The 24,070-nt window shown below is 62.4% G+C and carries 13 protein-coding genes and 1 pseudogene; 3 read left to right on the top strand and 11 right to left on the bottom strand.

What is annotated here, in order from left to right:
- The 5 genes from ACFOJ9_RS12605 to ACFOJ9_RS12585 form a co-directional block, all read right to left on the bottom strand.
- On the bottom strand, nt 1-507 hold the full coding sequence (locus tag ACFOJ9_RS12605; RefSeq protein ID WP_378979173.1) for an HK97 family phage prohead protease: 507 nt from the start codon (nt 505-507) through the stop codon (nt 1-3).
- Nucleotides 500-835: a gene transfer agent family protein gene (locus ACFOJ9_RS12600; protein ID WP_378979172.1), complete on the bottom strand. Its 336-nt coding sequence runs from the start codon at nt 833-835 to the stop codon at nt 500-502. Before ACFOJ9_RS12600 ends, ACFOJ9_RS12605 begins: the two co-directional genes overlap by 8 nt.
- Nucleotides 832-2,085 (bottom strand): phage portal protein, encoded by a 1,254-nt coding sequence (locus ACFOJ9_RS12595; protein WP_378979171.1) that lies wholly within the window; start codon nt 2,083-2,085, stop codon nt 832-834. The genes ACFOJ9_RS12600 and ACFOJ9_RS12595 overlap by 4 nt, the downstream gene beginning before the upstream one ends.
- Before the next feature lie 612 nt (nt 2,086-2,697).
- Nucleotides 2,698-4,491 (bottom strand): DUF6538 domain-containing protein, encoded by a 1,794-nt coding sequence (locus tag ACFOJ9_RS12590; RefSeq protein WP_378979170.1) that lies wholly within the window; start codon nt 4,489-4,491, stop codon nt 2,698-2,700.
- A gap of 69 nt (nt 4,492-4,560) precedes the next feature.
- On the bottom strand, nt 4,561-4,779 hold the full coding sequence (locus ACFOJ9_RS12585) for a hypothetical protein (protein WP_378979169.1): 219 nt from the start codon (nt 4,777-4,779) through the stop codon (nt 4,561-4,563).
- A 326-nt stretch (nt 4,780-5,105) separates the two neighbouring features.
- Here ACFOJ9_RS12585 and ACFOJ9_RS12580 point away from each other — a divergent pair, with 326 nt between their 5' ends.
- Nucleotides 5,106-5,738 carry a hypothetical protein gene (locus ACFOJ9_RS12580; RefSeq protein WP_378979168.1) on the top strand — a complete coding sequence of 211 codons (633 nt, stop codon included), beginning with the start codon at nt 5,106-5,108 and terminating at the stop codon, nt 5,736-5,738.
- 138 nt (nt 5,739-5,876) lie between these two features.
- The gene (locus ACFOJ9_RS12575) at nt 5,877-7,562 is read left to right on the top strand and encodes a hypothetical protein (RefSeq protein ID WP_378979167.1); all 1,686 of its coding nucleotides are present in this window, start codon (nt 5,877-5,879) and stop codon (nt 7,560-7,562) included.
- A gap of 28 nt (nt 7,563-7,590) precedes the next feature.
- Here the strand turns inward: ACFOJ9_RS12575 and ACFOJ9_RS12570 are convergent, their stop codons facing one another.
- A complete protein-coding gene (locus ACFOJ9_RS12570) occupies nt 7,591-8,277 on the bottom strand; it encodes a D-lyxose/D-mannose family sugar isomerase (RefSeq protein WP_183453469.1) in 687 nt (228 codons plus the stop codon).
- A gap of 178 nt (nt 8,278-8,455) precedes the next feature.
- Between ACFOJ9_RS12570 and ACFOJ9_RS12565 the strand changes: the two genes are divergently transcribed.
- Nucleotides 8,456-9,514, top strand: coding sequence for a D-TA family PLP-dependent enzyme (locus tag ACFOJ9_RS12565; RefSeq protein WP_378987742.1), 1,059 nt, complete (start codon nt 8,456-8,458; stop codon nt 9,512-9,514).
- Nucleotides 9,515-9,623: 109 nt separating this feature from the next.
- Here the strand turns inward: ACFOJ9_RS12565 and ACFOJ9_RS12560 are convergent, their stop codons facing one another.
- The 5 genes and pseudogenes from ACFOJ9_RS12560 to ACFOJ9_RS12540 all read right to left on the bottom strand — a co-directional run bounded on the left by ACFOJ9_RS12560 (nt 9,624) and on the right by ACFOJ9_RS12540 (nt 24,018).
- Nucleotides 9,624-11,216: a tetratricopeptide repeat-containing sulfotransferase family protein gene (locus ACFOJ9_RS12560; protein WP_378979166.1), complete on the bottom strand. Its 1,593-nt coding sequence runs from the start codon at nt 11,214-11,216 to the stop codon at nt 9,624-9,626.
- 82 nt (nt 11,217-11,298) lie between these two features.
- The gene (locus ACFOJ9_RS12555; RefSeq protein ID WP_378979165.1) at nt 11,299-11,991 is read right to left on the bottom strand and encodes an outer membrane protein; all 693 of its coding nucleotides are present in this window, start codon (nt 11,989-11,991) and stop codon (nt 11,299-11,301) included.
- A 202-nt stretch (nt 11,992-12,193) separates the two neighbouring features.
- Nucleotides 12,194-12,946 (bottom strand): heme ABC transporter permease, encoded by a 753-nt coding sequence (locus ACFOJ9_RS12550; protein ID WP_378979164.1) that lies wholly within the window; start codon nt 12,944-12,946, stop codon nt 12,194-12,196.
- A gap of 178 nt (nt 12,947-13,124) precedes the next feature.
- A pseudogene (locus tag ACFOJ9_RS12545) lies at nt 13,125-14,846 on the bottom strand (glucan ABC transporter ATP-binding protein/ permease); the annotation flags it as partial.
- Nucleotides 14,847-15,417: 571 nt separating this feature from the next.
- The gene (locus tag ACFOJ9_RS12540; RefSeq protein ID WP_378979163.1) at nt 15,418-24,018 is read right to left on the bottom strand and encodes a GH36-type glycosyl hydrolase domain-containing protein; all 8,601 of its coding nucleotides are present in this window, start codon (nt 24,016-24,018) and stop codon (nt 15,418-15,420) included.
- Nucleotides 24,019-24,070 lie beyond the last annotated feature (52 nt).

Below are 24,070 nucleotides of genomic sequence, written 5' to 3'. Positions count from 1 at the left end.
TCAATGGCCTTTTCGTAAGAGCGCCGTGGCGCGGTTGAGCGCATCGGCGATGCCGAGAGCCTTGATTGCCGACTTCGCGCTTGTGACGCGCGCGCCGGGGTGCATGGGGAGAGAAACAAGGCTCGCCTCCAGCAATTCCAGTTTTGAGATTGTCCGGCCGCCGCCGACGCGGGGCATGGCCTTACGGGTGACGAAGCCGATGCTGATCCCGCGCACCGCGCCGGACTGCACCAGGGCGCGAACCTCTCGGGCGCGCACAACGTCATCGACCAGAAGCCGGCCTTTCAGGCGCAAGCCGTCGGCTGCTTCAGTCGCTTCCGTCCAAACGCCGATAGGTTCGTTCTGGTCGTGGCCAAAGAGCATGGTGAGCGGGAGTTTGACGCCAGCGAAAGCGCCCTTCTCGATGATGTCGCCGACACGATCGGCAGAGCCGAACGGCCATGCCAAGCCCTCGATGTCGCCGGTTTCATCGGTCGTGAATTTCGTTTCGAGATCGAGCTTATCCATTGGCGGGTGCCTGGCCTTCTGTCGGTGCCGGCGCGCCATTCCAGACCGCTTGCAAGACCGCTACCGCGATCGGGAATGATTCAGCGAGCGGACGCTTGGCCGCGTAGGTGTCGGTAAGCGCGGCCGCTTCCTTTGGCGTGGTGCCGCCGCCGACGAGCGAGAGCCGGATGATCTCGATAAGCTCAGCGTGACGAAAATTGCCTTCAGGGAAGCGAAGACAGAGCGAGCCGATGCCAGCGCCAGTCTTGCGTTCAAGTTCGATGATGAGGTCGGGCGTGAGCGCAAAAGAGCGTTCGCCGTCGCCGAAGAATGCGACATGACCCGTCATGCTGCTTCCTTGGCGGGCTTCGCGTTGTCATTGCTGCCGGCGTGCGGTGCCGGCGTGGTGAAGGGGCTGGCGAGCACGTTCCCATCGGCATGCGGCTCGCGGTTCAAGCCGGCGCGGACTTCGTTGGCAGTCAACACGCCCATGGCGCGATACTGCTGATACGTCGTCGCGCGGGTCGCCGAATTGGCGGTCATGAGGTCGTCAATGACGAACTCAACATAGTGGGTCTTACGCTCTTCTGGCGTAAGCAGGACACGGGCGTAAGCCCACTCCCATTCATCCAGCCATGAGCGCAGCGTGAGAGTGAGGAACGATTGAAACATCTCTTCCGCGTTCGACCATGTCGCGCGGGAGAGCTCGAAAAGCAGATGAGGCGGGACGCGGAAAACGCGCGCGATCTCATTGACCTGTTCGACGCGCATCTCTGCGAATTGAGCGTCCGCGCTGGTCAGCGCGATCTGTTCGTATTTCCAGCCGTCGTCCAGAACCATGGGTTCGGTGAAGCTGCCGGACGAAGTTGCGGCCCGGTAAGCGGCCTTGATCTTGGCGATGACTGTCGGGCCGCGCGCGCTGTCTTCACTGCCCTTTTTGTTGTCGTTATAGAAGAGCGCGGACGGCTTGGCGCCACCAGCAAAAAGCTGCGAGGCGTGACGTTCCAAGATGGTCGCCAGGGCGATGGCTTCGCGGCCGGCCTTGATGGGCGCGAGGCTGAGCGGGGACGAGACATGAAGAACGTCACGGAAATCATAGGTCCATTCGCGAGTGCCAACGCGCCGGACGTAGACAGGCTCGCCCGTCAGCTCGTTCGTTTTGATGGCGACGGTTCGCGGGTCGAGGCGGATGAACTCTTGCGGCTTGCCAGCGCCGACGCGGATGGCCAGCGCGTAGCCGTGATCATGCAAGAGCGCGTCGGCCGTGAGCGTGGCGCGAAGCTGTCCGGCCGAAGTCCATTCATTGGCTTCGTCATGCACAAGGCGATAGGCCGCATGATCCTTAGCGGTTCGCTTCCCGCCATCTGCCTCTGCTACAAAGATTTTGGCGGGAAGCGAACCAATCGTGCCGGAGATGAGCACGATAGCTGAATAGACTGCCGGGACGCGAAGCGCGGTAGCGGCATTGATCGAAGGTCCGGCAACTGTCGGGAATGCACCAAACAAGTTGAGCGCCAGAGGGTCAGTAAGCGATATCGATTTCTTCTCGATATCGCCACTGAAGAAATTCTTGAACAACTCAACGGGACGCTTGAACAACACAACCTCGAATTTGATTTCGAGGTTATTATCTCACGAGAAATTATATAATCAAAGTTTCTATATTTGTTCTTGTTGGGGTTTACTTCTGACGGCATTTATGATCTATCAATGCTGCGAGCGGGAGTGGCGTTCGATACACGTAAAAATTGAAGGCTTGGCCGAACCTATCGTAAAGGTGCCGGCTGTAATGTCGATGTTTTAGCCACGTGGGTCGAATATGAGCTTTCTAATCTCGATCTTTTTCGCTGTTCTCGCATCAATTGGACTCACTCTCGCGAAGGCGTTTTCAATCTACGGGCTAATCCGGGATCAACGCTATTCGTGGGTCAGTTTCATAGTATTTTCGTTCGTATGGATCGGCGCAACGGTGCTGAGTGCCTACTCGACGTGTGGTCAATTGGGGTGCAGCTGGGGCCTTCGCTTTAACTGGATTTCAGACATGTTGCCCCACGGCTACGTGACGAATGTTGCAACAGGTGAGACGTTGTTTGTGATTGCGTTTCTTACATATCTGGTGCTCTGCATTTATTTCTTCGGACATGTCATCGGCTGGTTGTTCTACGCAGTCGCTAGCGTTGGGAAGGTGTTCGCCAAGCGGGACAACACGCGCTAGTGGAATAGATGCTTTAGGTCCAGGCCGGGATAGGCAATGGAATTCACGAGCTCGACGCGCTGCTTCAGCATTCCCTGTGGCATGATCCCATAGCGGCCCGTCATGGTCGCGCCGGAGTGGCCCAGGACGATCGGCCCGAAAACATCATCCAGATAGCCCGCTCGCCGGAAGGCATCGGCCGCGCCGTGGCGGAAGCTGTAGAGTGAGAGGCCTCGCCCGGTCTTCATTCCAATGCGTGTGAGATAGCGGCCGAACTCGCGGCTGAATTCGGCAATCATCTGCCCGCGTGAATTGCGCTTCGCTTCGGGAAACAAGCGGGTGTGGCCGGCCGCTTCCATGCCGTCGCGATACCTGATGAAGCCGAGCCGGATAAGCTCTGGATACACTGGCACCACGCGCATAGAGCCTTCGGTCTTCACGCTCTTATCGTCGTCGCCTTCATCGGTGATATGCATGATCCAATGACCGTGCTCATGGCGAACATCGGTGATCGCGAGTTGCGCGATCTCTGCCGGGCGCGCGCCGGAATAGAGCATGACCAGCGGCACCCAATAGCGATGGTCGCGAATCATGACGTTGCCGGGCTTGGCGACGTTGCGCCATTCGTCGGCGCTCTGACATCCGGCGAACAGCGGCGACTTGAACAGGGTGTTCATCTGGTCAGACGTGAAAACAAGGGCCTTGTTGCCTTTTGTCTTCTTCAGGAACATGCCATCGGCCGGGTTGTGGTCGAGGTAGCCGTGATTGACCAGCCAGCTACAAAACGCGCTGAAGCCCGCGATGTAGCGGTTGACGGTGCGCACGGTGATCGCTGGCTTTCCGACCTTCTCATTGTGCCGGACGATTTGCGCAAGCTTCATGCCGGCAAAGACGCTGCTTTCAGTGGCCTTGACCGGATACTTCATCAAGAGCGCCTTCCACTCGCGGACGGCCTTCTTGTCCATCCGATGAACCGGGCAAGTGCTGCCGACATAATCGACAAAGCTGCCAACGTCGCGCCGAGCCTGCGCAATGGTGTCGGTGGCAATGCCCTTCGGGTTTTCGGCTGCGTATTGCTCGAATAGCTCCATGATCCCCTCGCCCGGCGCTGCTTGCTCGCGCCACGTGCCGCTGGCCGGCTTTACGATCGGGTCTTTCGGGGTGCCGCTGTAATCACCCTGGTCGCGCTCTATGGTGCGCTCCAAGCCTTCAATTTCGGATCGCATCATCTTCCGGGCAAGGTCGCTACGATCCGGGGATAGCGGGTCGATCAGAAGCTTGTTCCGGTCAATGTAGTCGTCAACTTCATCGGCGATCAGCGCGGCTTCGCCTTCGACAAGATGCTTGCGCATGGTGTCGAGCTTGGCGCGGCGGGCGTGTGCGTCGAGCGCACGGCGCTGCTTCAGCACCATTACCTCTAGGCCGGCGTCGAGCGCCGCAAGCGGGTCGTGCACGTCGATACCGTCGCGCTGGATACGTTCGACGGCCCGTTCGGTCGCTACCTCAATGTCGGCGGTAGCCGGCATCGATTGCCGGACCTGTTCATCACGCGCAAGGATGCCGGTGTAGTGCTGCCATACCGCGTCCGCCTTGTCGTCGGGCGTCAGCATCCGGCGCGAACGGAGGTCATCGAACTGCCGGTTCCAAGATTCGACCACCGGCCAGAGCCGGCGCTTAGCCTCCTGTTCATCCTTCGTGCCAAGGGCCTTCACAAGCTCATTCTTGCCGACGGCATCGACCAGATCGAGCGGAACGCGGGCGCGGGCGTAATAGGATGCGCCGCGTCGCAAGAGGTAGCTTAAACGTGCCATGACTGCTCCACATGGAAGGCCTGTGTGTTACAGCCATGCGTTACAACTACGGACAAAAAAGGTCAATAACTACAAATATTTATTTGTTTTCATACCCTTGAATAGAGTTGGATTTTGTTCCAGGTTCCCCAGCCAAACATTTCTCGAAAACAACCTGCAGCGTTTCAGGGCGCAGCTTTCGGTCGCCCGACAATTGACGCAGAGTTGCAGCGGAATGTGCTTTAACGCGGAAAACCCGCGCCTCTGGTGGCCTGGTCGGCCTTCTTCCTCGCCGCGCAGATGCTTCATGCGGGCTTCCCGGATTCCGGCCTGGTCGATCTGGCGCCTGGGAGCGGAACATGGTCCTTTAATTAAATTAGCAGTAATGCATAAAAAGGCTTATAATTCGGGACAGCCGGCATTCCCCTCCAAGCCGGTTAGGCTCGGCGCCAGTCCCCCCCTCGATACCCCCCCGACGCCGGGCCGCTGCTCCTAAGCCGCTGGTCAGGATGAGCGCGCGAGCGATATGACGCGTCATCGGTGTCTATGCGACGGAATCATGAAAGGCGAGATTGCCCGGTCGTTGCGTGCGCCTTAGCGAAGCTTCATGAAAGGTTCCTGCACGAGGCCGCGTAATGCTCACTGATAGCCAGTACATTCTCGAAAGCATCAAGCAGGGATGCGTGATGCTTTCCGATGACGAGTTCTTCATCGACAGGCTGGTGAAGTATTTCGGCAATGGCAGGATCCGCTGGCACGTCGAATTCCGTGGGCATCGCATCGAGCTGACGACAGGCCAGCTTAAGAAGCAGCCTACTTTCCGCCGGAAGATACTCGAACAGGCTGGTGTGCTACCGCCCCAGCGTGCTGGGGCCAACTACAGGCGATGGGCGATCGATCTGAGGAAGAATGCCATCGAGCTTCCTTGGCGGGATAGGCCGGTTGATGTCAGTTTCGCCATCGACAGGCTCGCCAGCCACGGGGATGAGCGCTGGACGGTTGAATACCAAGGCAAGGCGATCAAATTCACGACGACCAAGCTCCGCAGGCAAGTTAGTTTCCGCAAACGCATGCTGGCCAAGGCCAAGGTGCTGCCGCCTCAGTTGGACCCGGTTGCCTATCGGAAGTGGATGGACTGGCTCATTCAAAACGCCACCGAAGCTGCCCCGCAGGCCGGCGATGCCTTGATGACGGAAAAGAGTTGGCTGGACGACCTGCCTGAGCTGGCCGGCTGGCAACATGAAGCACCGCCCCAAGAGACCAGCTAAGGGGGGCGGAAGTATCTAAAAGCGAAGCAGCAGTGCTACTCGTTGCGTTTGCCTTGCCTGCCAGTTTCGGCACACATTGATGGCAAAGGAATCTGGCCAGAGCCTGGCTCGCTGGCAATCAGATTGAAATGAAAACACATGGATCGCTTCAACCTCGGCACCTACCGCCGCCGTATCTCCACCCGTTCAGCAGAAACCCAGCGCTGGTTCGATATCGGGCTGAACTGGTGCTACGGCTTCAACCATGAGGAAGGCATCAAGTGCTTTGAGAAGGCGCTCGAAACAGATCCTGACTGTCCGATGGTGCATTGGGGCATCGCCTATGCCGCCGGGCCTTTCTACAATCTGACCTGGAAGGAGCATGGCGTGGCCGAGGCCGACAGCGCGACCAAGCGCTGCTTCGAGCATGTCCAGCTTGCGCGGGCCAATGCGGCTGCCGCCAGCGAGATCGAAAGGCGCTTGATCGAGGCGCTGGCCTGCCGCTTCCAGAAACCGCACCGAGTGGCCCAGGAGGAGTTCGAGCAGTGGGATGACGCCTATGCCGCCGCGATGCGGCGTGTGTATGCCAGCTTTGCCGACGACCATGATGTGATGGCGCTGCTGGTCGAGGCGCTGATGATGCGCACGGTGCGGCGGCTTTGGAACCTCAAGACCGGCGCGCCGGCGCCGAATTCCGATGTCATCGAGGCGCTCGAGGTTTGCGAGCGGTCGATCCGGCTTGCCGATGAGGCCGGCATCGCGCAGCATCCGGCGATCGTTCACCTGCACATCCATCTGCTGGAAATGTCCACCATGCCGGAACGCGGCATGCGCTCGGCGGACTTGCTCGGCGAAATGTGCCCCGATGCCGGGCACATGAACCACATGCCGGGGCACATCTATGCGCTGTGCGGTGAGTACGAGAAGGCGAAGCTTGCCAGCGAGAAGGCGGTGAGCGCCAACGACCTCTATCTCGCCTATGCGGGCGAGCCGACCTACTACCTGCTCGGCTGCTGCCACGATCTGCATCTGATGATGTTCACCTGCATGTTGTCAGGCCAGTACCGGCCGGCACGGTGGGCCGCCGACAAGGTGCGCAGCCTGGTCGCGCGCGACGTGGTCGCCATCCAGGACCGGCCCAAGCTCACGCAGACGGTGGAAGGCTACCACGCGATGAAATCGCATGTGCAGGTGCGCTTCGGCCGCTGGCGGGAGATCATCGACGAACCGGTGGCCGCGGAGCCGGGTCTTTATGTGCTGACCGCGGCCATGCAGCACTACGCCAAGGGTGTCGCCCATGCGACGCTCGGGAACTTCGCCGAAGCGGAGCGCGAGCGCGACCGGTTCCACAGGCATCTGGAAGGCATTCCAGCCGAGCGGCGCTTCCTCAGCAACCCGACGCGGGCTTCGCTGGCTGTCGGTGCAACCCTGCTCGATGGCGAGCTTGCCTACCACCAGGGCCGCCATGACGAGGCCTACGGCCATTTGCGGCAAGCGGTCGAGTTCGACGACAATCTGTCCTACACCGAGCCATGGGCGTGGATGCACCCGCCGCGCCATGCGCTGGCGGCACTGCTTCTCGACCAGGGCCACGCGCAGGAAGCAGAACAGGTCTACCGCGACGATCTCGGCCTGAGCGGCAAGGTGCAGCGCTGCGCCCAGCATCCGAACAATGTCTGGGCGCTGCACGGGCTGGTGGAATGCCTGAAACGGCGCGGCGAGACCGATGAACTGCCGGCATTGCAGGCAAGGCTCGCCACGGCGATGGCCAAAGCGGACGTACCGATCTACTCATCCTGCCTGTGCAGGACGAGCGTACAGCCAGCGCCAGGCTGCTGTCATTGAAACCGGCTGGCCGGCACTGCCACCCCTGTCACCCCAGCCACTTCTCATAGTCGGACACCAGCAGGTGCACGGGGGCGACGTCCTCGTCGATGTTGGAGAAGCGGCCGATCGGCTCGCGAAAGACATTGTCGGTGAGATCGTCATTGACGGTCGACACCTCGCCGATCAGCACATCCTTGCCCTCGGCCCAGAAGGCATGCCAGACGCCGGGCAGCAGCGTGACGCTCTGGCCCGGGTCGAGTTTCAACAGCCCGCCTGCCGGCAGCCGGTGGATGGTTCCGTCGACCGGCACCGACACCTCGGCCTTGGGATCGATACCGCCGTCGCGATCATGCATGAACAGTTCCAGCACCAGCTTGCCGCCGCCACGGTTGATGATGTCCTCGGCCTTGATGTTGTGGCGGTGCATCGGCGACAGCTGGTCCTTGCGCGAGATCATGATCTTCTCGGCATAGAGCATGCCCATGCCCTTCTTCATGTCCTCGTAGCGGCCGTTGCGAACGGTGAACAGGAACAGGCCGAGTTCCTTGAATTTCTCCTGGCCGTAATCGGTGATGTCCCAGCCGAGCCGGGAGGTAAACACGGCCGCGGAGTCGGCCTGGCGCGCCTTCGCCTCCTCGGGCGACCAATAGGCGAAGGGCGGCATGATGTAGCCGAACGAGCGGATGAAAGCGTCGGCTTCGCGGATGATGTCGTTGATGGCGGAGCGTTTCATGATCATGGTCCTTCGTGTCGATTTGTCTGGCAAATCGCATAGCCGAACGCCGATGCGGTGTCGATCCTGCCTGGCCTGCCGCCTCGATCGCATGGACCACAGATCCGCTCCGCTGGCCGCGTGACATCATGCTCTTTCAGGGTCATAACCCCAGCGGATTTCCACAGAGTGACAGATGATGCCGACCGTCCATGACCTCGATACGCCATCGATCCTGATCGACGCCGCGCGCGCCGAAGCCAACATTGCCCGCGCCCAGGCGCATGCCGACAAGAACGGGCTGAAGCTCAGGCCGCATATCAAGACGCACAAATTGCCCTACTGGGCGAAGAAGCAGGTGGCGGCGGGTGCGGTGGGCATCACCTGCCAGAAGATCGGCGAGGCCGAGGTGATGGCCGACGCTGGGCTGGCCGACATTTTTCTGCCCTACAACATCCTTGGGCGCGCCAAGCTGGAGCGGCTTTTGGCGCTGCATCGCCGTGTGACGCTGTCGGTTACAGCTGACAGCACAGCGACGCTCGAAGGACTGGCCGCCTCCTTTGCCGATGGCGGCCATCCTCTGCCGGTGCTGGTCGAATGCGACACCGGCATGGGCCGCTGCGGTGTGCAGACGGCTGACGAAGCGGTTGCACTGGCAAGACAGATCGACAGAGCCGGTGGCCTCACCTTCGGCGGGCTGATGACCTACCCGGCCGCCGGTCGCGCGGCCGAGGCCGAAGCCTGGCTCGCCGGCGCCAGGCAGGCGCTGGTCGCATCAGGCCTCGCTTGCGAACGCATCTCCAGCGGCGGCACGCCGGATATGTGGCGCTCGAGCGAAGCATCTGTTGTCACGGAGTATCGTCCAGGCACCTACATCTATCTCGACCGCTATCAGGTCGCCAAAGGCGTCGGCACGCTCGACGATTGCGCGCTGACGGTGCTCGCCACGGTCGTCAGCCATCCGACGCCTGCCCGGGCCATTCTGGACAGCGGCAGCAAGGCTTTATCCAGCGACACCTTGGGATTGCCCGAGTTTGGCGAGTTGCTCGGCATGCCCGGCGCGCGCGTCACCGGCTTGAGCGAGGAGCACGGCACGGTCACGCTTGCGAACGGCGCAAGCCTGCGCATCGGCGAACGCGTGCGCGTGGTGCCGGACCATTGCTGCGTGGTGACCAACCTGTTCGACCAGGTGCATCTGATCGACGGCGACAAGGTGCTGGAGACGCTGCCGGTGGTGGCGCGTGGGCGGATGGGGTAAGGCTTTGGAGCGCGTGTGCGCTTCACCATAAATTTTGAACGCCGGCGGGACAGCACCCCCCTCTGTCCGGCAGGACAGAGGGGGGTGTGACGGAACTCGACCGACAAGATCAGCCGGGATCGACAACCGAACCCAGCGCCGCCTTCAGCGGATCCAGCGCGTCACCATACAGCTTCCAGCGCTCGACCGAGGACGAATAGATCGGCTGGCGCACCTGCCAGCGGCTCGGCGTCCGCACCGTGCGCTCGGTTTCGTTGAAACGCAGGCAGGCATCGTCCCACTCAACGCCGAGGAATCCGATCAATCCACGCGCACGGTTTTCAAAATCGGCCACCGTTTCTTCGTAGGGCATGTCGTGGATATCAAGCGGGATGACCTTGGCCCAATGGTGCATCAGGCGGTCATATTGCCGGTAATACTGCCCAAGCTTGGTCAGGTCGGCATTGTAGCCGTGCGCCTCGGAAAAATTATGCATGAAACAGGAGGCGCAATTGTCCATCGGGTCACGCTGGCAATGGATGATGCGGGCATTTGGCAGGATGAGGCTGATGAACGCCAGCAGTTCGAAATTATGCGGCATCTTGTCGACAACAAGCCGCGCCTTGCTGTTGCGCTTTTTGAGATCGTCGAGATATTTCGAGCCAAGCTCTTTCGCCTTGGCCGGAGTGAGCGCTGCCATGGCCTTGGTGAAGACAGTCGGATCGAGCTTGTCGAAGCCAAGTTCGCCGGCCAATGAACGAATAGTCGCCAACTCGCCGGCGCCATAGATATCGCGATGGCTGGCGCATATCTGCTCGGTCAGCGTTGTTCCCGACCGTGGCATGCCGACGATGAAGACGGGGCGCCTGGATGGATTTCCCAATTTCGGCCGCGCCGCGAAGAAGCCGGCGTCGAAAGTGTCGATGAAGCTGTCGTAAAGCTGGGTGTGCCGGTCAATGTCGAAATCGTTGCCGGAAATCGCCTTGGCCTGCGCGAAATGGCGGATAGCCGGGCGATACTCGCGCTGATCGTTGAGCATCTTGCCGGCGGCGTGGTGCAAAACCACCCGCTCGCGATCGGTGGTCATCGGCAATTCCAGGCGAGCTCGTATTAAAGGCAGCGCGGGATCGTCCTTGACCGCCCGGCGCGCCAGCGCCATTCCGGCCAGCGCCTCGACATGGCCCGGGTCGATGGCAAGGGCGCGGCTGAAGCATTCGACCGCCTCTGCCTGCCGGCCGATGTCGGTGAGCAGATCGCCCATGCCGGCAAGTGCTGTCACTGACTGGCCGTCGATAGCCAGCGCCCGGCGATAGAAGCCTTCGGCAATGTCGCCCTCGAGCTGGCTCCGGTAGGAGCGGCCGAGATTGCACAACGCTTCGATGAGCCCGCCATCGAGCTCGATCGCCTTTCTCAGATGTCTGCGCGCCTTGTCGATGTTGCCGGTGACATTGTAGGCGTTGCCGAGATTGTTGCGGAAGATGGCGTTGTCCGGTTCGAGCTTGACCGCTTTTTCCATATAGGCAATGGCGGCGTCATGATGCTCGGCCTCGATGGCCAGCGTGCCCATCAGGTTCAGCGCCATGGCATTTTTGGGCTGCGTGCGAAGCACCGTCTGGTAGCAGAACTCGGCCTCGCGAAAACGCTTGCGCCGTTGCAGGTCGATGCCGCGCTGCAATGTCTTTTCCGCCGGTTCACCGGCGGTCGGCAGCGAAGCTGGGATCATTGCCGGCAGACCCAGGGGTTGCCGGCGTGGCAAGAGCGGCATCCGTCAAATCCCGGTCGCGGCCTGCGACAGCCCCAACAAATCAGAACTTGTAGCTAACGCCAAGCTGCACATTGTGGGAATACAACTTGCCGTTTGCGTCTGTGCCGCCGGAAAATTTGTCGTCAAAGTCGACTTCGGAGACTGCCTTGAAGCGATAGCCGAAATCGAGGTCGACATTCTGCGTCACCGCGTAGGTGACACCGGCTCCCACCTGGCCAGCGAAACCCCAGCCGCCGTGCCCGTATCCAAACTCTGGAAGAAAGAAATTCGTGTCGGCCGTGACATAAGCGGCGCCGATGCCGCCGCCGACATAGAGTTTGGCACCGCCGATATGGGCGACATCGGCCCAGACGTTGGCGAGAAGATAGGTAGCCGACAAATTTCCAGAAGCCGGGTAATTACCGGAGCCGCTGTAGCTGTACTCGCTTGCCTTGTAGCGCGCGTAGGAGAGTTCGCCTTCGACACGGAACACGTCGTTGATACGCCGACCGAAAGCGCCGCCGATCACGAAGCCGGTGTCAAGATCGAGCGAAACCTCCCCACCAGGCAGCCCGCCCACACCATCGTTGAAATCCGTTTTCACATCGTTAGCGAAACTGGCGCCGCCAAACAGCGTGACATACCAGAGGTCTTCCGCCCTCGGAACGTCGACGAGCGCGTCGGCGGCATAGGCCGAACTCCAGCCAAGCGCCAGTGCCATTGTCGATACACCAGCCAGCAGACGCAGTTTCATCGCCGATTCCCCTCGCAACAACTACTGATTGATATCACTCTTGCTTGGCGGCCGAGCTGTCAAGAAAGCAAACGAGATCAAGGAGCAAAGTGAGGTCAGGAACAATCTTTTTAAAATTCTTGTTGCCGCACCGCAACATAGCAAGCCCATGCTAATGTTGCTGGCGGTAGGCGCATGGCTGTCGCTTCGGTTGCAAATCGCGCTAGTCGGCTTGCCTTGCCGCCACACGGCGCATGGCAATCACTCGCCGACGGCGGATTTCGGTGCGCATCGCCATCAGGTGCAGCGCAAAGAACAGCACGGTGAAGCCGAGCGCCATCACCAGCAGCGGCCATAGCAGGCTGGGGTCGATGGTCGAGCCGCCCATGCGGAACACCGAAGCCGGCTGATGCAGCGTGTTCCACCAGTCGACCGAGAATTTGATGATCGGAATGTTGATGAAGCCGACCAGCGTGATGATGGCGGCGGCCCAGGCGGCGCGGCTTGCGTCATCGAGCGCGCGGGTCAGCGCGATGATGCCGAGATACATCAGGAACAGGACAAAGACCGAGGTCAGCCGCGCGTCCCAGACCCACCAGGTGCCCCACATCGGCTTGCCCCAGATCGAACCGGTGATCAGTGCCAGCGCGGTGAAGACGGCGCCGATGGGGGCCGCGGATTTCAGCGCGACATCGGCCAGCGGATGCCGCCAGACCAGCGTGCCCAGCGCCGAGATCGCCATCAGCGTGTAGCACATCATGGCGAGCCAGGCGAAAGGCACGTGGATGTACATGATGCGGACGGTGATGCCTTGCTGGAAATCCTCAGGCGCGGCGAAGCTCATGTAGAGCCCGACGGCAAGGATCAGTGCTGCGATCGTCGCCAGCCACGGCACGACCCTGTCGGCCAGCCCGACGAAGCGCGTCGGGTTGGCAAGATCCATCCAGCCGGTCAGGCGTGAAGTCGTGTCGCTCATGCGGCCCTACATAAACCGCCGACGCGTTTGGGGCAATCGAGCGGTGGTGTCGCAGGGCTTGTCACCCTCCCCCTTGTGGGGAGGGTCGCTGCGAAGCAGCGGGGCGGCGGGGGCGCCTGTACCCCCCACCCGGACCTACGGTCCGACCTCCCCACAAGGGGAGGTAAAAGAAAGAAGCTCAGGCAGCCGCTTCCTGCTGTTGCTGCACGGTGCGGCTGAGGCGGCGGACCTCCTCGTCGTTGAGCAGGCCACCGGCGCGCAGCAGGCTGGCGAAGCGGCCGTTGCGCAGCGAGAGTTCGGCGAAGCCGCCCATCTCGACCACCCTGCCCTTGTCCATGAACACGACCAGATCGGCGTCGCGGACGGTGGTCAGGCGGTGGGCGATGATGAAGGTGGTGCGGTCGCGCCGCAACTCGTCGATCGCTTCCTTGACGCGGTCCTCGGTCTCGACGTCGAGCGCGCTGGTCGCCTCGTCGAGCACCAGGATCGGGGCATCCTTCAGCACGGCGCGGGCAATGGCGATGCGCTGACGCTCGCCACCCGAGAGCTGGCCGCCGCGTTCGCCGACCACCGTGTCGTAGCCATTGCTCTTGGACAGGATGAAGTCCCGCGCCGCAGCCGCGTGGGCGGCGGCATGGATCTCGTCATTGGTCGCATCGGCGCGGCCAACACGGATGTTGTCCTCGATCGAGCGGTTGAGCAGGCCGGCATCCTGAAACACGGTGGCGATCGAATGGCGCACCGACTTGCGGGTCACGGCGCGGGTATCGATGCCGTCGATCAGGATACGGCCATGCGACGGCGAGAAGACACGCTGCAGCAGATTGATGAGCGTGGTCTTGCCGGCGCCGGTCGGTCCGACGATGGCAACAGTCTGACCGGCCTGGACTTCGAACGACACGTCGTCGATGCCCTGGCCCGAATTGGCGAATTCGAAGCCGACATTCTCGAAGCGGACATGGCCGGTGACGTTAGTGAGATCGCGCAACCCATCCGGCTCGGCGGCGTCGGCCGCGGAGTCCTCGAGCTGGTAGAAATCTTCAAGCTTGGCGCGTGCCTCGGAAATCTGGTTGGCGAAAGCCGACATCTGGTCGAGGCGAGCGATCAGCATCGTGGCAAAACCGGTGAAGGCAATGACATCGCCGATACCCAACTGACCGTGAGTCACAAGATAGGAGCCGATCGACAACACGATCAGCATCGAGATCGCCGACGACAGACGGTGCAAGGCATTGGCCAGCGCCCACCAGTCGAGCACAGGGTTCTGCGCGTCGAGCAGGTTCTTGACGTAGCGGCGCAGCGTATCGGCCTCGTGGCCGAGGCGATTGTAGCTCTGCAGCACCGCAACGTTGCTGACCGAGTCGGTCACATGCGCGAACACCTTGTGGTAGTGGCGCTCGACCGCAGCCTGGCCCGCCTTGGTGCGGCGCATTACCATCCGACCGATGCCGACATAGAGCAGCCCGAGGCCAAGCAGCACCAGCGACATGCGCAGATCCATGCTGATCGCGGTTGGGACCAGCAGTACGAGGGCGACAGCCGTGGACAGATGCTGGCGCATGAATTCAAGCCAAAGGCTAAACAGGGTTTCGACGGCGCGCAGCATCGTGTGCAACGCATTGGAGGTGCCGTGCTGATGGTGCCAGGCGAGCGGCATGGTGATCACGCGCTCGAAGGACTGGCACAGAACTTCGCTGCGCCGCTTGTGAGCAAAGCGGTCAGCGCCGCGCGCCACCATGACGAAAGCAACGATGTTGAAGGCGCCGAGACCGGCCCACATGACCAGCGTGGTGAAGACAGAGCCGCGCTCGGAGATGGCGCCGATGACGCGACCGAACATAATCGGCTCGAGAAGCGCTACGATAGCGAGAGCCACGTTGGCCGAACAGATCAACGCGACGCGTTTCCTGTCCGCAGCCAGATATCCGAGTGCTCGCCAGTAGATTTGCAGAAGGGTCACCCCAGTTACTCCGCCATGCTGTTTATTGTGCACTGCATCATTTTATTCGTACCGGTTGATACGTCGCAAAACAATGGCCGTGTACCTCTTCAGTTCCCTCAGAGCGAACAAAAGATGGCGACGTTCCGAAATCTGCCGTGATCACCTAACGGTTTGAGAAGACAGGTAAAATGTCAGGCATGCGGCGAAATCATGGCAGCTGGCGCGCGCTGCCACAATTTTAATCAGCAACAATGTCGGGCGGATGACTAAGGCCGAAATCGCCTTCTGCACAGTATAGAGCAAAACTAAGTGGCCTGCGCCCCTCCGGGCGACGCGAGGCCACGTCTCGCGGCTCGACGCGACTTACATGGCTTGCCTCAAGCCTTTGATTTCACGTGTTTCTCAGTGACATGCCCTTCAGGCGGGCCGATGGCAACGCCAGGCGGGATGGCGCCGCTCATCCTGTCACGGTCCAAAAAACCGCGCCCCCGGGCTTAGCCCCGAGAGCACGCTTTTTGGGCACCATGCATCAGGCCGGTATCCTGATGACGAGGTCAGTCACTTCGCCGTCTTTCAGTTCGACTGCCGTAACCTTGGTCTTTGCCCCATTCAGCTCCAGCGAAACCGCCTTGGCCTTATTGTCGCGGATGACGCGAACCTTGAGTTCCGCCCCCAGCATCCTCAGGGTTGCCGAATAGCCGTCCCAGTGGCTGGGCAGTTTCGGCTTGAACTGGACACGCTTGCCGCGCCGTTCGATGCCGAGAATGCCTTCGACCGCCGCCCTGTAAAGCCAGCCGGCGGAGCCGGTGTACCAGGTCCAGCCGCCACGGCCGCCCTTGCTGTTGCCGGCATTATCGTCCCCGGCATAGATATCGGCCGCCACGACATAGGGCTCGACACGATAGTGCTCCGCCGAGGCCTCGTCGGTCGCATGGTTGACCGGGTTGAGCATCGAGAAACAGCGATAGGCCTCGTCGGTGCGCCCCATCTCGGCGAGCGCGATGACAAACCATGTGGCGGCATGGGTGTACTGGCCGCCATTCTCGCGCACACCGGGCGGATAGCTCTTGATGTAACCTGGATCCTTCTCCGTCTTCGAGAAGGGCGGCGTGAACAGCTTGACGATCTTGAGCTTGTCGTCGACGAGCAGTTTCGTCGCCTGCTCCATCGCCGTCGTCGACCGCGCCGGATCGCCCTCTCCCGAAAGCACGCTCCAGGACTGGGCGATCGAGTCGATCTTGCACTCCTGCTGGGATCGCGACCCCAGCGGAGTGCCGTCGTCGAAGCTGCCGCGCCGGTACCATTCGCCGTCCCATGCCGTGCTTTCCAGCGCCCGCTTCAGGACATCGGCATGCTTTGCCCAGGCCTGTGCACGCTTGGCATCGCCCTCGGTCTTGGCAACGGGGGCGAAGTCGCCCAGCGTCTTCAGCAGGAACCAGCCAAGCCAGACGCTCTCGCCCTTGCCGTGCTCGCCGACGCGGTTCATGCCGTCGTTCCAGTCGCCGCCGAGGATCAGCGGCAGGCCGGCAGGGCTGCTGCGCTTGATGGCTATGTCGAGCGCACGCGCGCAATGGTCGTAGAGCGACGCCGTCTTCTTCGAGATTTCCGGGGTGAAGAAGGCATCGTGCTCGCCCTCGCCCAGCGCCTGCCCATCGATGAAGGGTAATTGCTCCTTCAGGATGGTGGTGTCGCCGGTCACCAGCAGGTAGCGCGCCGTGGCGTGGGCCAGCCAGACCACGTCGTCCGAGATCAGCGTGCGCACGCCGGCGCCGGTGCGCGGCAGCCACCAATGCTGCACGTCGCCTTCGGGGAACTGCCGCCGCGCCGCGTTGAGGATCTGGTCGCGCGCCAGTTGCGGGTCATGCGCCAGCAACGCCAGCGTGTCCTGCAACTGGTCGCGGAAGCCGAAGGCACCGCTGGCCTGATAGAAGGCAGAGCGAGCACGGATGCGGCAGGCCAAGCTCTGATAGGGCAGCCAGTGATTGACCATGGCGTCAAGCGCCTTGTCCGGCGTCTCGACCTGGATGGTGTCGAGGAAGCCGCGCCACACGCGCTCATTGTCGGCCAGCCGCTGGTCGAAATCCTTGACCCGGTGTTTCTGCACCAGAGCGCTCGCCTCCTCGACGGACTCGGCGTCACCGAGCAGCCAGAGCAGCGTCACGTCGCCGCCGGCCGGAATCTCGATGTCGCGGGCGATCGCAGCGCAAGGATCGTCGCCGGCCTCGACACGGCCCGATAGTGCAGCACCACTCAGCACCGCCTGTGGAAGCTCGCTGGAGCCATGCCGGCCGAGGAATTCCGAACGGTCTGATGTCACCGAGTGCACGCCGCCGTCGGCGGCAAGGAAGGCCACCCGCTCGCTGAAATCGAGCCCGTAGGGGTTTTGCGCCAGCAACGCCCCGCTGGCAGCGTCCTGGGACGGGACGATGGTTGCCGCCGTGCGCGACCGATGCCCGCCCAGCACCCATTCGGCGTAGGCATAGACACGCAGCCGCGCCGGCACCGAGCCGGAATTCTGGATGCGCAGCCGCGAAATCTTCAGGGGATCAATCGGATCGACGACATGGGTAAGGTCCATCGACAACGGTCCGCGCTTCGAGCGGAAGGTCGAGAAACCCTGGCCATGCCAGGCCTCGTAGGTCATCGAGGGATCGCGCACCATGGCGGCGAGCGGCGAAAACGCCTTGCCGCTGGCCTGATCGTAGATGTAGAGGCCCTCGCCCGGCCGATTCGAAACCGGATCATTCGACCACGGCGTCAGCTGGTAGTCACGGCTGTTGCGGCTCCAGGTGAAGGCAGCCCCCTCGGCGGAGGTGTGGAAGCCGAACGAGGCGTTGGAGACGACGTTGATCCACGGCTGCGGCGTGGTGCGCCGGCCGGCCAGGCGCACGACGTAGTGCCGCCCGTCGCCGTCGAAACCGCCAAAGCCGTTCCACTGGCGGAGCCCGCTGCCATCGGCGCTGACATTCGCCACCGCCTGCGAGGCAGATGCATGCGTCATGGGCGTCGGCGGCGGCAGTTCACGCAGAACCGGCAATGCCGGCAGCAGGGCGTCGCGCGCCTGCAGGGCCGCCGCTTCGGCCCGCTCGATCTGGTCGAAGATGGTGCCGTTGCGCGTGTGCAGGACGACCCGGGCGACGGCCAGCAGCGTCTTGTACGTCGTCTCGTCCATGAGGTCGCGGCGCACCGCGAAAATGTGCTGGCGAGGTCCGAGTTCCTTGCCGCGCAAGCGGCTGTTTTCGCACAGCGTCTCGACTGCCCGCTGCAGGTCCTGGACATAGGAGGACGCCTGCTCGTTGACGACGACGAAGTCGATCATCATGCCGCGGGTGCGCATGTATTCCTGGAAACGCAGCGCCTGGGCGACGATTTCGAGATCGGCGACGTCGCCGATCCTGACCAGGAAGATCGGGAAATCGCCGGAAATGCTGGTCGGCCACAGGCTCGACTGCTTGCCCAGCCCCGTGGCGATGGACTCAGCGGGAAGACGCAGGAACGGGTCCGGATAGATTAGATAGCGCGCCAGCTTCTGCACATTGGCGGCATCGGTCAGGCTGAGGCCCATATGGCGGGTCTGCACCTGGCTGCGCGTCCAGGCAAGCATGGCCTGGCGGGCAAAGCTCTCCGGGTGGTCGAGGCGGGCGATGGCCTCGTCCAGCTCAGTGCGGCCGGCGCCGACAACGGTCCAGAAGGTCAGCGATATCTTCTTGTTGGCCGGCACGCGCACCTGCCGGCGCAGCGAGGCGACGGGATCGAGCGTGAAGCCTGAATGGCCGCCAAGCCTGGCGCCCGGGTCGAAGGCCGCCGCGTCGACAATGGTTCGGCCGCGGCCGATGAAGGCGCGCCTGTCGGTCTCGGCTTCGGCATCGCGCGCCGATCCGGACGGATCGGTGACGAAATGCACCATGGCGATATCGGGCTCGCTGGTCTCGCGCTTGCGCCGCGTGGCGAAGATCGCCGCGTTGTTCGACGCGATTTCGGTTTCGACGAACATCTTCGAGAAGGCGGGATGCGCGTTGTCGGACGCTTCCAGGCCGAGCACCAGTTCGGCAAAGGAGGTCACTTCGATGTGACGGTCGGATGGGCCATCATTGTAGAGCGTGACCCGACGGCCCTCGCCATTGCCTTCCGAAATGACGATACATTCGACCTCGGAGCGCAACGTGCCCACCGATTTGACGAAGCTCGCCTTGTCGTCGGAGAACAAGGTCTGCGCCTTTTCATCAGCCGCATGCTTCGGCTCAGCCGTCGCCGACCACCAGTCGCCGGTGCCGGCGTCTCGCAGGAAGATGTAGGAGCCGAGCCGGTCCTCGGTCGGATCCGGCTGCCAGCGGGTGACGGAGAGCTCGCCCCAGCGGCTGTAGCCCGAGCCGGTCGCGGTGACCATCACCGAATAGCGACCGTTCGACATGACGCTGGTCGATCGCAGCGACTGCAGCGGGTTGAGCACGATGCGGGTGTCGGGGCTGTCGACTTCGGTCTCGTCCTTGGCACGTTCGTCGGCCTCGGTCCTGACGGTCGCGGTCGGGATGTCGCGGGGTGCCCTCTCCTGCAGCAAAAGTTCGGCCGATTCGATGACCGGATCGCTGTGGAAGCGGTCGCGCATGCGGCCTTCGAAGATGGCGTCGGCAACCGCCACGATCGACATGCCCGAATGGTGCGCCATGTAGTTCTGCACGACGACATGGTCAGTGCCTTCCGGCACCCGCTGCGGCGTGAAGTCGACGGCGTCATAGTAACCGTGGCGGCCCAGTGCGCCGATCTCTCTGAGCCGGGCGAGGTTCTGCACAGCTTCGCGCGGGTTGAACTGGGCCGCCAATATGGTGGCGTAAGGCGCGATCACGGTGTTCTGGCCAAGGCCGCGCTTCAGCCCGAGCCCAGGCACGCCGAAATTGGTGTACTGGTAGGTCAATTCACGGTCGCGGGCGTTGTATGCCGCTTCCGAAATGCCCCACGGCACGTTCTTCTGGCGGCCATACTGGATCTGGCGCTTGATGATCAGCTTGCTGGTCTGGTTGAGGATCGAGCCCTGCGGCTCCTTCATCACCAGCGGCGGCATCAGATATTCGAACATCGATCCGGACCAGGACATCAGCGCGCCCTTAAAACCGATCTCGACGATCGGCCGGCCCAGCCGGAACCAGTGCTCGGTCGGCAGGTCACCCTTGGCGATGGCGAACAGGCTGGTCAGCCGCGCCTCGGACGCCAGAAGGTCGTAGCAGCTTTCATCGAGCTGATGTTCCTCGACCCGGTAGCCGATCGACAGCAGCTTGCGCTCCGGCCGCATCAGGAAGGAAAAATCCATCTCGAAGGCGAAGCGGCGCGTGCGCTCGCGCAAGGTGAGCAGCTTGGCGCGCAACGCCTCGACGGCATTGTCGTCGCTGTGCGCGTCATGCACATGCGCCTCGCAGGTGGCTTCGAGCCTTGCCGCCCAGTCGACAATCACGTCGCTCTGGGCCGATACCGCCTCGGTGTGGATGGCGGTGGCAAGCTTGCGGATCTCGCCGGCCAGAACGGCCAGATTGATGGTGCGGATCGACGCCATTTCGGGCTGCGCCTTGATGGTGTCGACCGCACGCCGCATGCCGTCGAGGCGGTCGGCGAGGCGCTGGCGCAGGGGGCGCAGCTGGCGGCGGTCATCGGGCAGCTCATCAAGGCTTTCGCTGAGGATAGTGACGGTGTCGAGAATGCCTTCGAAATCGCCCTGGAGGTGGACAGAGGGCGCCTCCGCCCATTCGGCGCAAGCTGCCGCCACCGCCACCAGATGGCCGGCGAGATTGCCGCTGTCGACAGCCGAGATGTAGAGGGGATAGAGCGGCTTCAGCGTCGTCGTGTCATACCAGTTGAAGAGGTGACCGCGATCACGCGGCATGCCCTCGATCGTCGACATGGTGGCGTCGATGCGGGTGATGGCATCGGACAGGCTGATCCAGCCGAAATCGCGGGCAGAGACGACGGACAGCAGGTAGACGCCGATATTGGTCGGCGAGGTGCGTGGGGCGACGACCGGCGCTGGGCTTTCCTGGAAATTGTCCGGCGGCAGATTGTGATGCTCTGATGTCACGAAGCTTTCGAAATAGTGCCATGTGCGCCGCGCCACGGTGCGCAACGTATGGATATCAGCTTGCGATATGCGCAAGCGATCCTCGGTTTCAGCCGAACGGCTGATCCAGCTGGCGATGGCGGGCGAGCCAATCCAGAACAGGGCGAAGAAGAAGGCAACGAAGGCGCCGGTCGAATCGGCCAGCACTGGTATGGCGAGGCCGACGAAGCCGATGATCACGGCGCCATACATCATGCCGTAATAGGAACCGACATCGTTGTCGCCCGCTTTGTGCGCCTGCGAGGCGGTGCGCCATTCCAAAAGGTTCTGGCGGCTGACGAACAGCCGGTAGAGCGTGCGGACGATGGCGTCGCCCATCATCCAGGCGTTGTGTGCCATTAGGACGATCTTCAGCGCCACCATGGCGGTGCCGAAGGCAACGTCGCGCGCCAGGGCTGAGAAATGGCCGCGCGGCGTCTGGTCGCCGCTCTTGGGCAGGATGGCGTTCACGATGTCGAATGTCGGCGCCATGAACAGGCTGAGGATCAGCAGAGCCTGCCATTGCGCGGCCTGCGTGAAGGGCAGCAGCGTCCAGCCGGCGATCGCCGCCATCACCCAGAAGATCGGAGTCAGCGAGCGGCGCAGATTGTCGACCATCTTCCAGCGCGACAGGGCCGGCACGCCGGAGCGCGGATCGAGCATGAAGCCGAGCAGCTGCCAGTCGCCGCGCGCCCAGCGATGGTGGCGCGAGGCGTCGACCGAGTAGCGCGTCGGATAATCCTCGACCAGTTCGACGTCGGTGACCAGCGCCGAGCGCGCCAGCGCGCCCTCCAGCAGATCGTGGCTGAGGATGGTGTTTTCCTCGATGCGGCCCTGAAGCGCGGCCTCGAAGGCGTCGACGTGATAGAGGCCCTTGCCGGTGAAGGACCCATCGCCGAAGACGTCCTGATAGAGATCGGACACGGCAAAGACGTAAGGGTCAAGGCCGCGATTGGCCGAGAAGACCCGCTGGAAAAACGACGCATCGTCGCCGCTGGTCAACGACGCGGTGATGCGCGGCTGCAGGATCGCATAGCCGGCGGTGACGACGCGCCTGGTGGCATCGAAATGCGGACGGTTGAGCGGGTGGCAAAGCTTGCCGACGAGGGTCGCGACCGCGTCACGGGTGGTGCGCGTGTCGGCATCGAGCGTCATCACATGGACGACGTTCTCCGGCAGCGGCACGTCGAGCGGCAGGAATGTGGTGTCGCTGTCGCCGTGCAGCAGAAGGTCGAGTTCATGCAGCTTGCCGCGCTTGCGCTCCCAGCCCATCCACGACCCCTGCGCCGCATTGAACAGTCGGCGCCGGTGCAGGATGTAGAAACGCGGCGCGCCTTCGGAGGGATAGCGGGCGTTGAGGCGAGCGATCTCGGCGCGGGCGAATTCGAGGATTTCGGTATCCGCCGCGTCGATCTCGGTCTTGCTGTCGGGCCAGTCCGACAGCAGCGCGAAATGGATTTCATCGGCCGTGTTGGCGAGATGATGCACCTCGATGTTGCGGATGTTCTCCTCGACGTCGTCGCGCGAGCCGATCAGCGACGGCACCACCACCAGCGTGCGAGCCTCGGGCGGTACGCCGTGCCTGTAATCGTAGCCGACGAGGCGTGTCGGCTTCAGGAACAGCGATACGACCGTGTTGAAGAAAGCGAGCGCACCCTCGCTGGCCGGCACGGCAAACAGCGCCAACATCAGGACAATCGAGGGCACCGACAGGCCGAGATTGGCCAGTGCATTGCCGGAGAGGACGAGAAGCAGGGCCGTCAGCGCAAACACCGGCACAACGATGCCAAGCCATCCGGTCTTGCGAAAGGTGCGTTTGACCGTCTGGCTGATGGTCGGCCGATAGCCGATCGCCTTCTCCAGCTCGAGCCGACGTGGGCCGACGAGAAAGAAGCCGACATCGGTATGGGCGGATCCAGCCGGAGCGGCATCGCCGGCCCCATCGCCCGACATGGTTTCGCCGGCGGCGTGGCCGGCCAGCTCGATGGCCTTTTCGGCCACACGATATTCCGACAGGTTCGAGCGACGCGCCAGTTCCTCGATCGCGGTCCGGTACTGGTCACGCGAGAAGAAGTCGAGCGCGGCGAAATCGGTGCGCTCGCGCAGCACGGTATCGATGCGGCTGACACCTTCGAACCACACGGTCCAGTCGACGTCGTTGATGAGGCGCAGGCCGCGGATGATGTTGCCCGTCGTCACATTGCCGCTGGACAGCGTGTGATGTTCGGAAATGATGATTTCCTCGGCATCGGAGCCGGTCTTTTCGAGCTCGCCTTCCAGCCATTCCAGGGCTTTGCCGGCATTCTGCGATCCATCGCGCAAGCGGTAGAGCAGCTGGGTGGCAAAGGTGGTGTCCTGCGCGTGGGCGCTGAAATTGGACAGGATCGCCTGCCGGTCGGCGCTGTCGTCGGTGGCCAGGACCTTGTCCGCCACATCGTTGGCGATCTGGCGCATCTGACGGGTGCGATTGACCCTGACCGCCAGCCGGCGGAGATTTTCGATCAGGACGAAGCGCAACAGCGAAGGCAGCGCCCAGAGTTCGCCGATCTTCAACGGCTCGACCGACTGGAAGCCTTGGACGATGGCCTTGAACATCGTCGCCGAGACGGAACTGTCCGAATGCGCCACATAGGTCCAGGCCAGCGCCAGCGCGCGCGGCACGTTGCCGCCATCGGGCAGTTTCAGGCTGGGCAGTTGGCGGTAGAAGCGGCGCGGAAGGTCGCGCTTGACCTGGAAAATGGTCTCTTCGACCAGATAATTGTTGTCGAGCAGCCATTGTGCCGCTGGCGTGATCGTCTCGCCCCTCGCCTGCGCCGCATTGGTCGACCGGTAGACTTCCAGGATCTTCTTGGCACTGTCGCGGACACGCGCCTGAAAATCGAAGGGTGTCAGGCCGAACAAATCGGTGAGATCGCCTTTTGCCAGGCTGTCCCCAAGCAGCCGAAGGCGCTCTTCGGGGAGGAAATTGGAACGGATCGGCTCTTCCGTAATGGCTGGGAAGCTCGCGCTTGTCTTCTCGATTTGGGCTGGGTTCGTCTGAATATTCATTGAAAATTCCGTAAGCGGCCAGTCCGCGGCGTCACCGCCACGGCAATGGCCC

This window comes from Mesorhizobium cantuariense (assembly GCF_042647205.1).
GTDB classification, from domain to species: domain Bacteria; phylum Pseudomonadota; class Alphaproteobacteria; order Rhizobiales; family Rhizobiaceae; genus Mesorhizobium; species Mesorhizobium cantuariense.
This window is presented reverse-complemented; position numbering and strand designations above follow the sequence as displayed.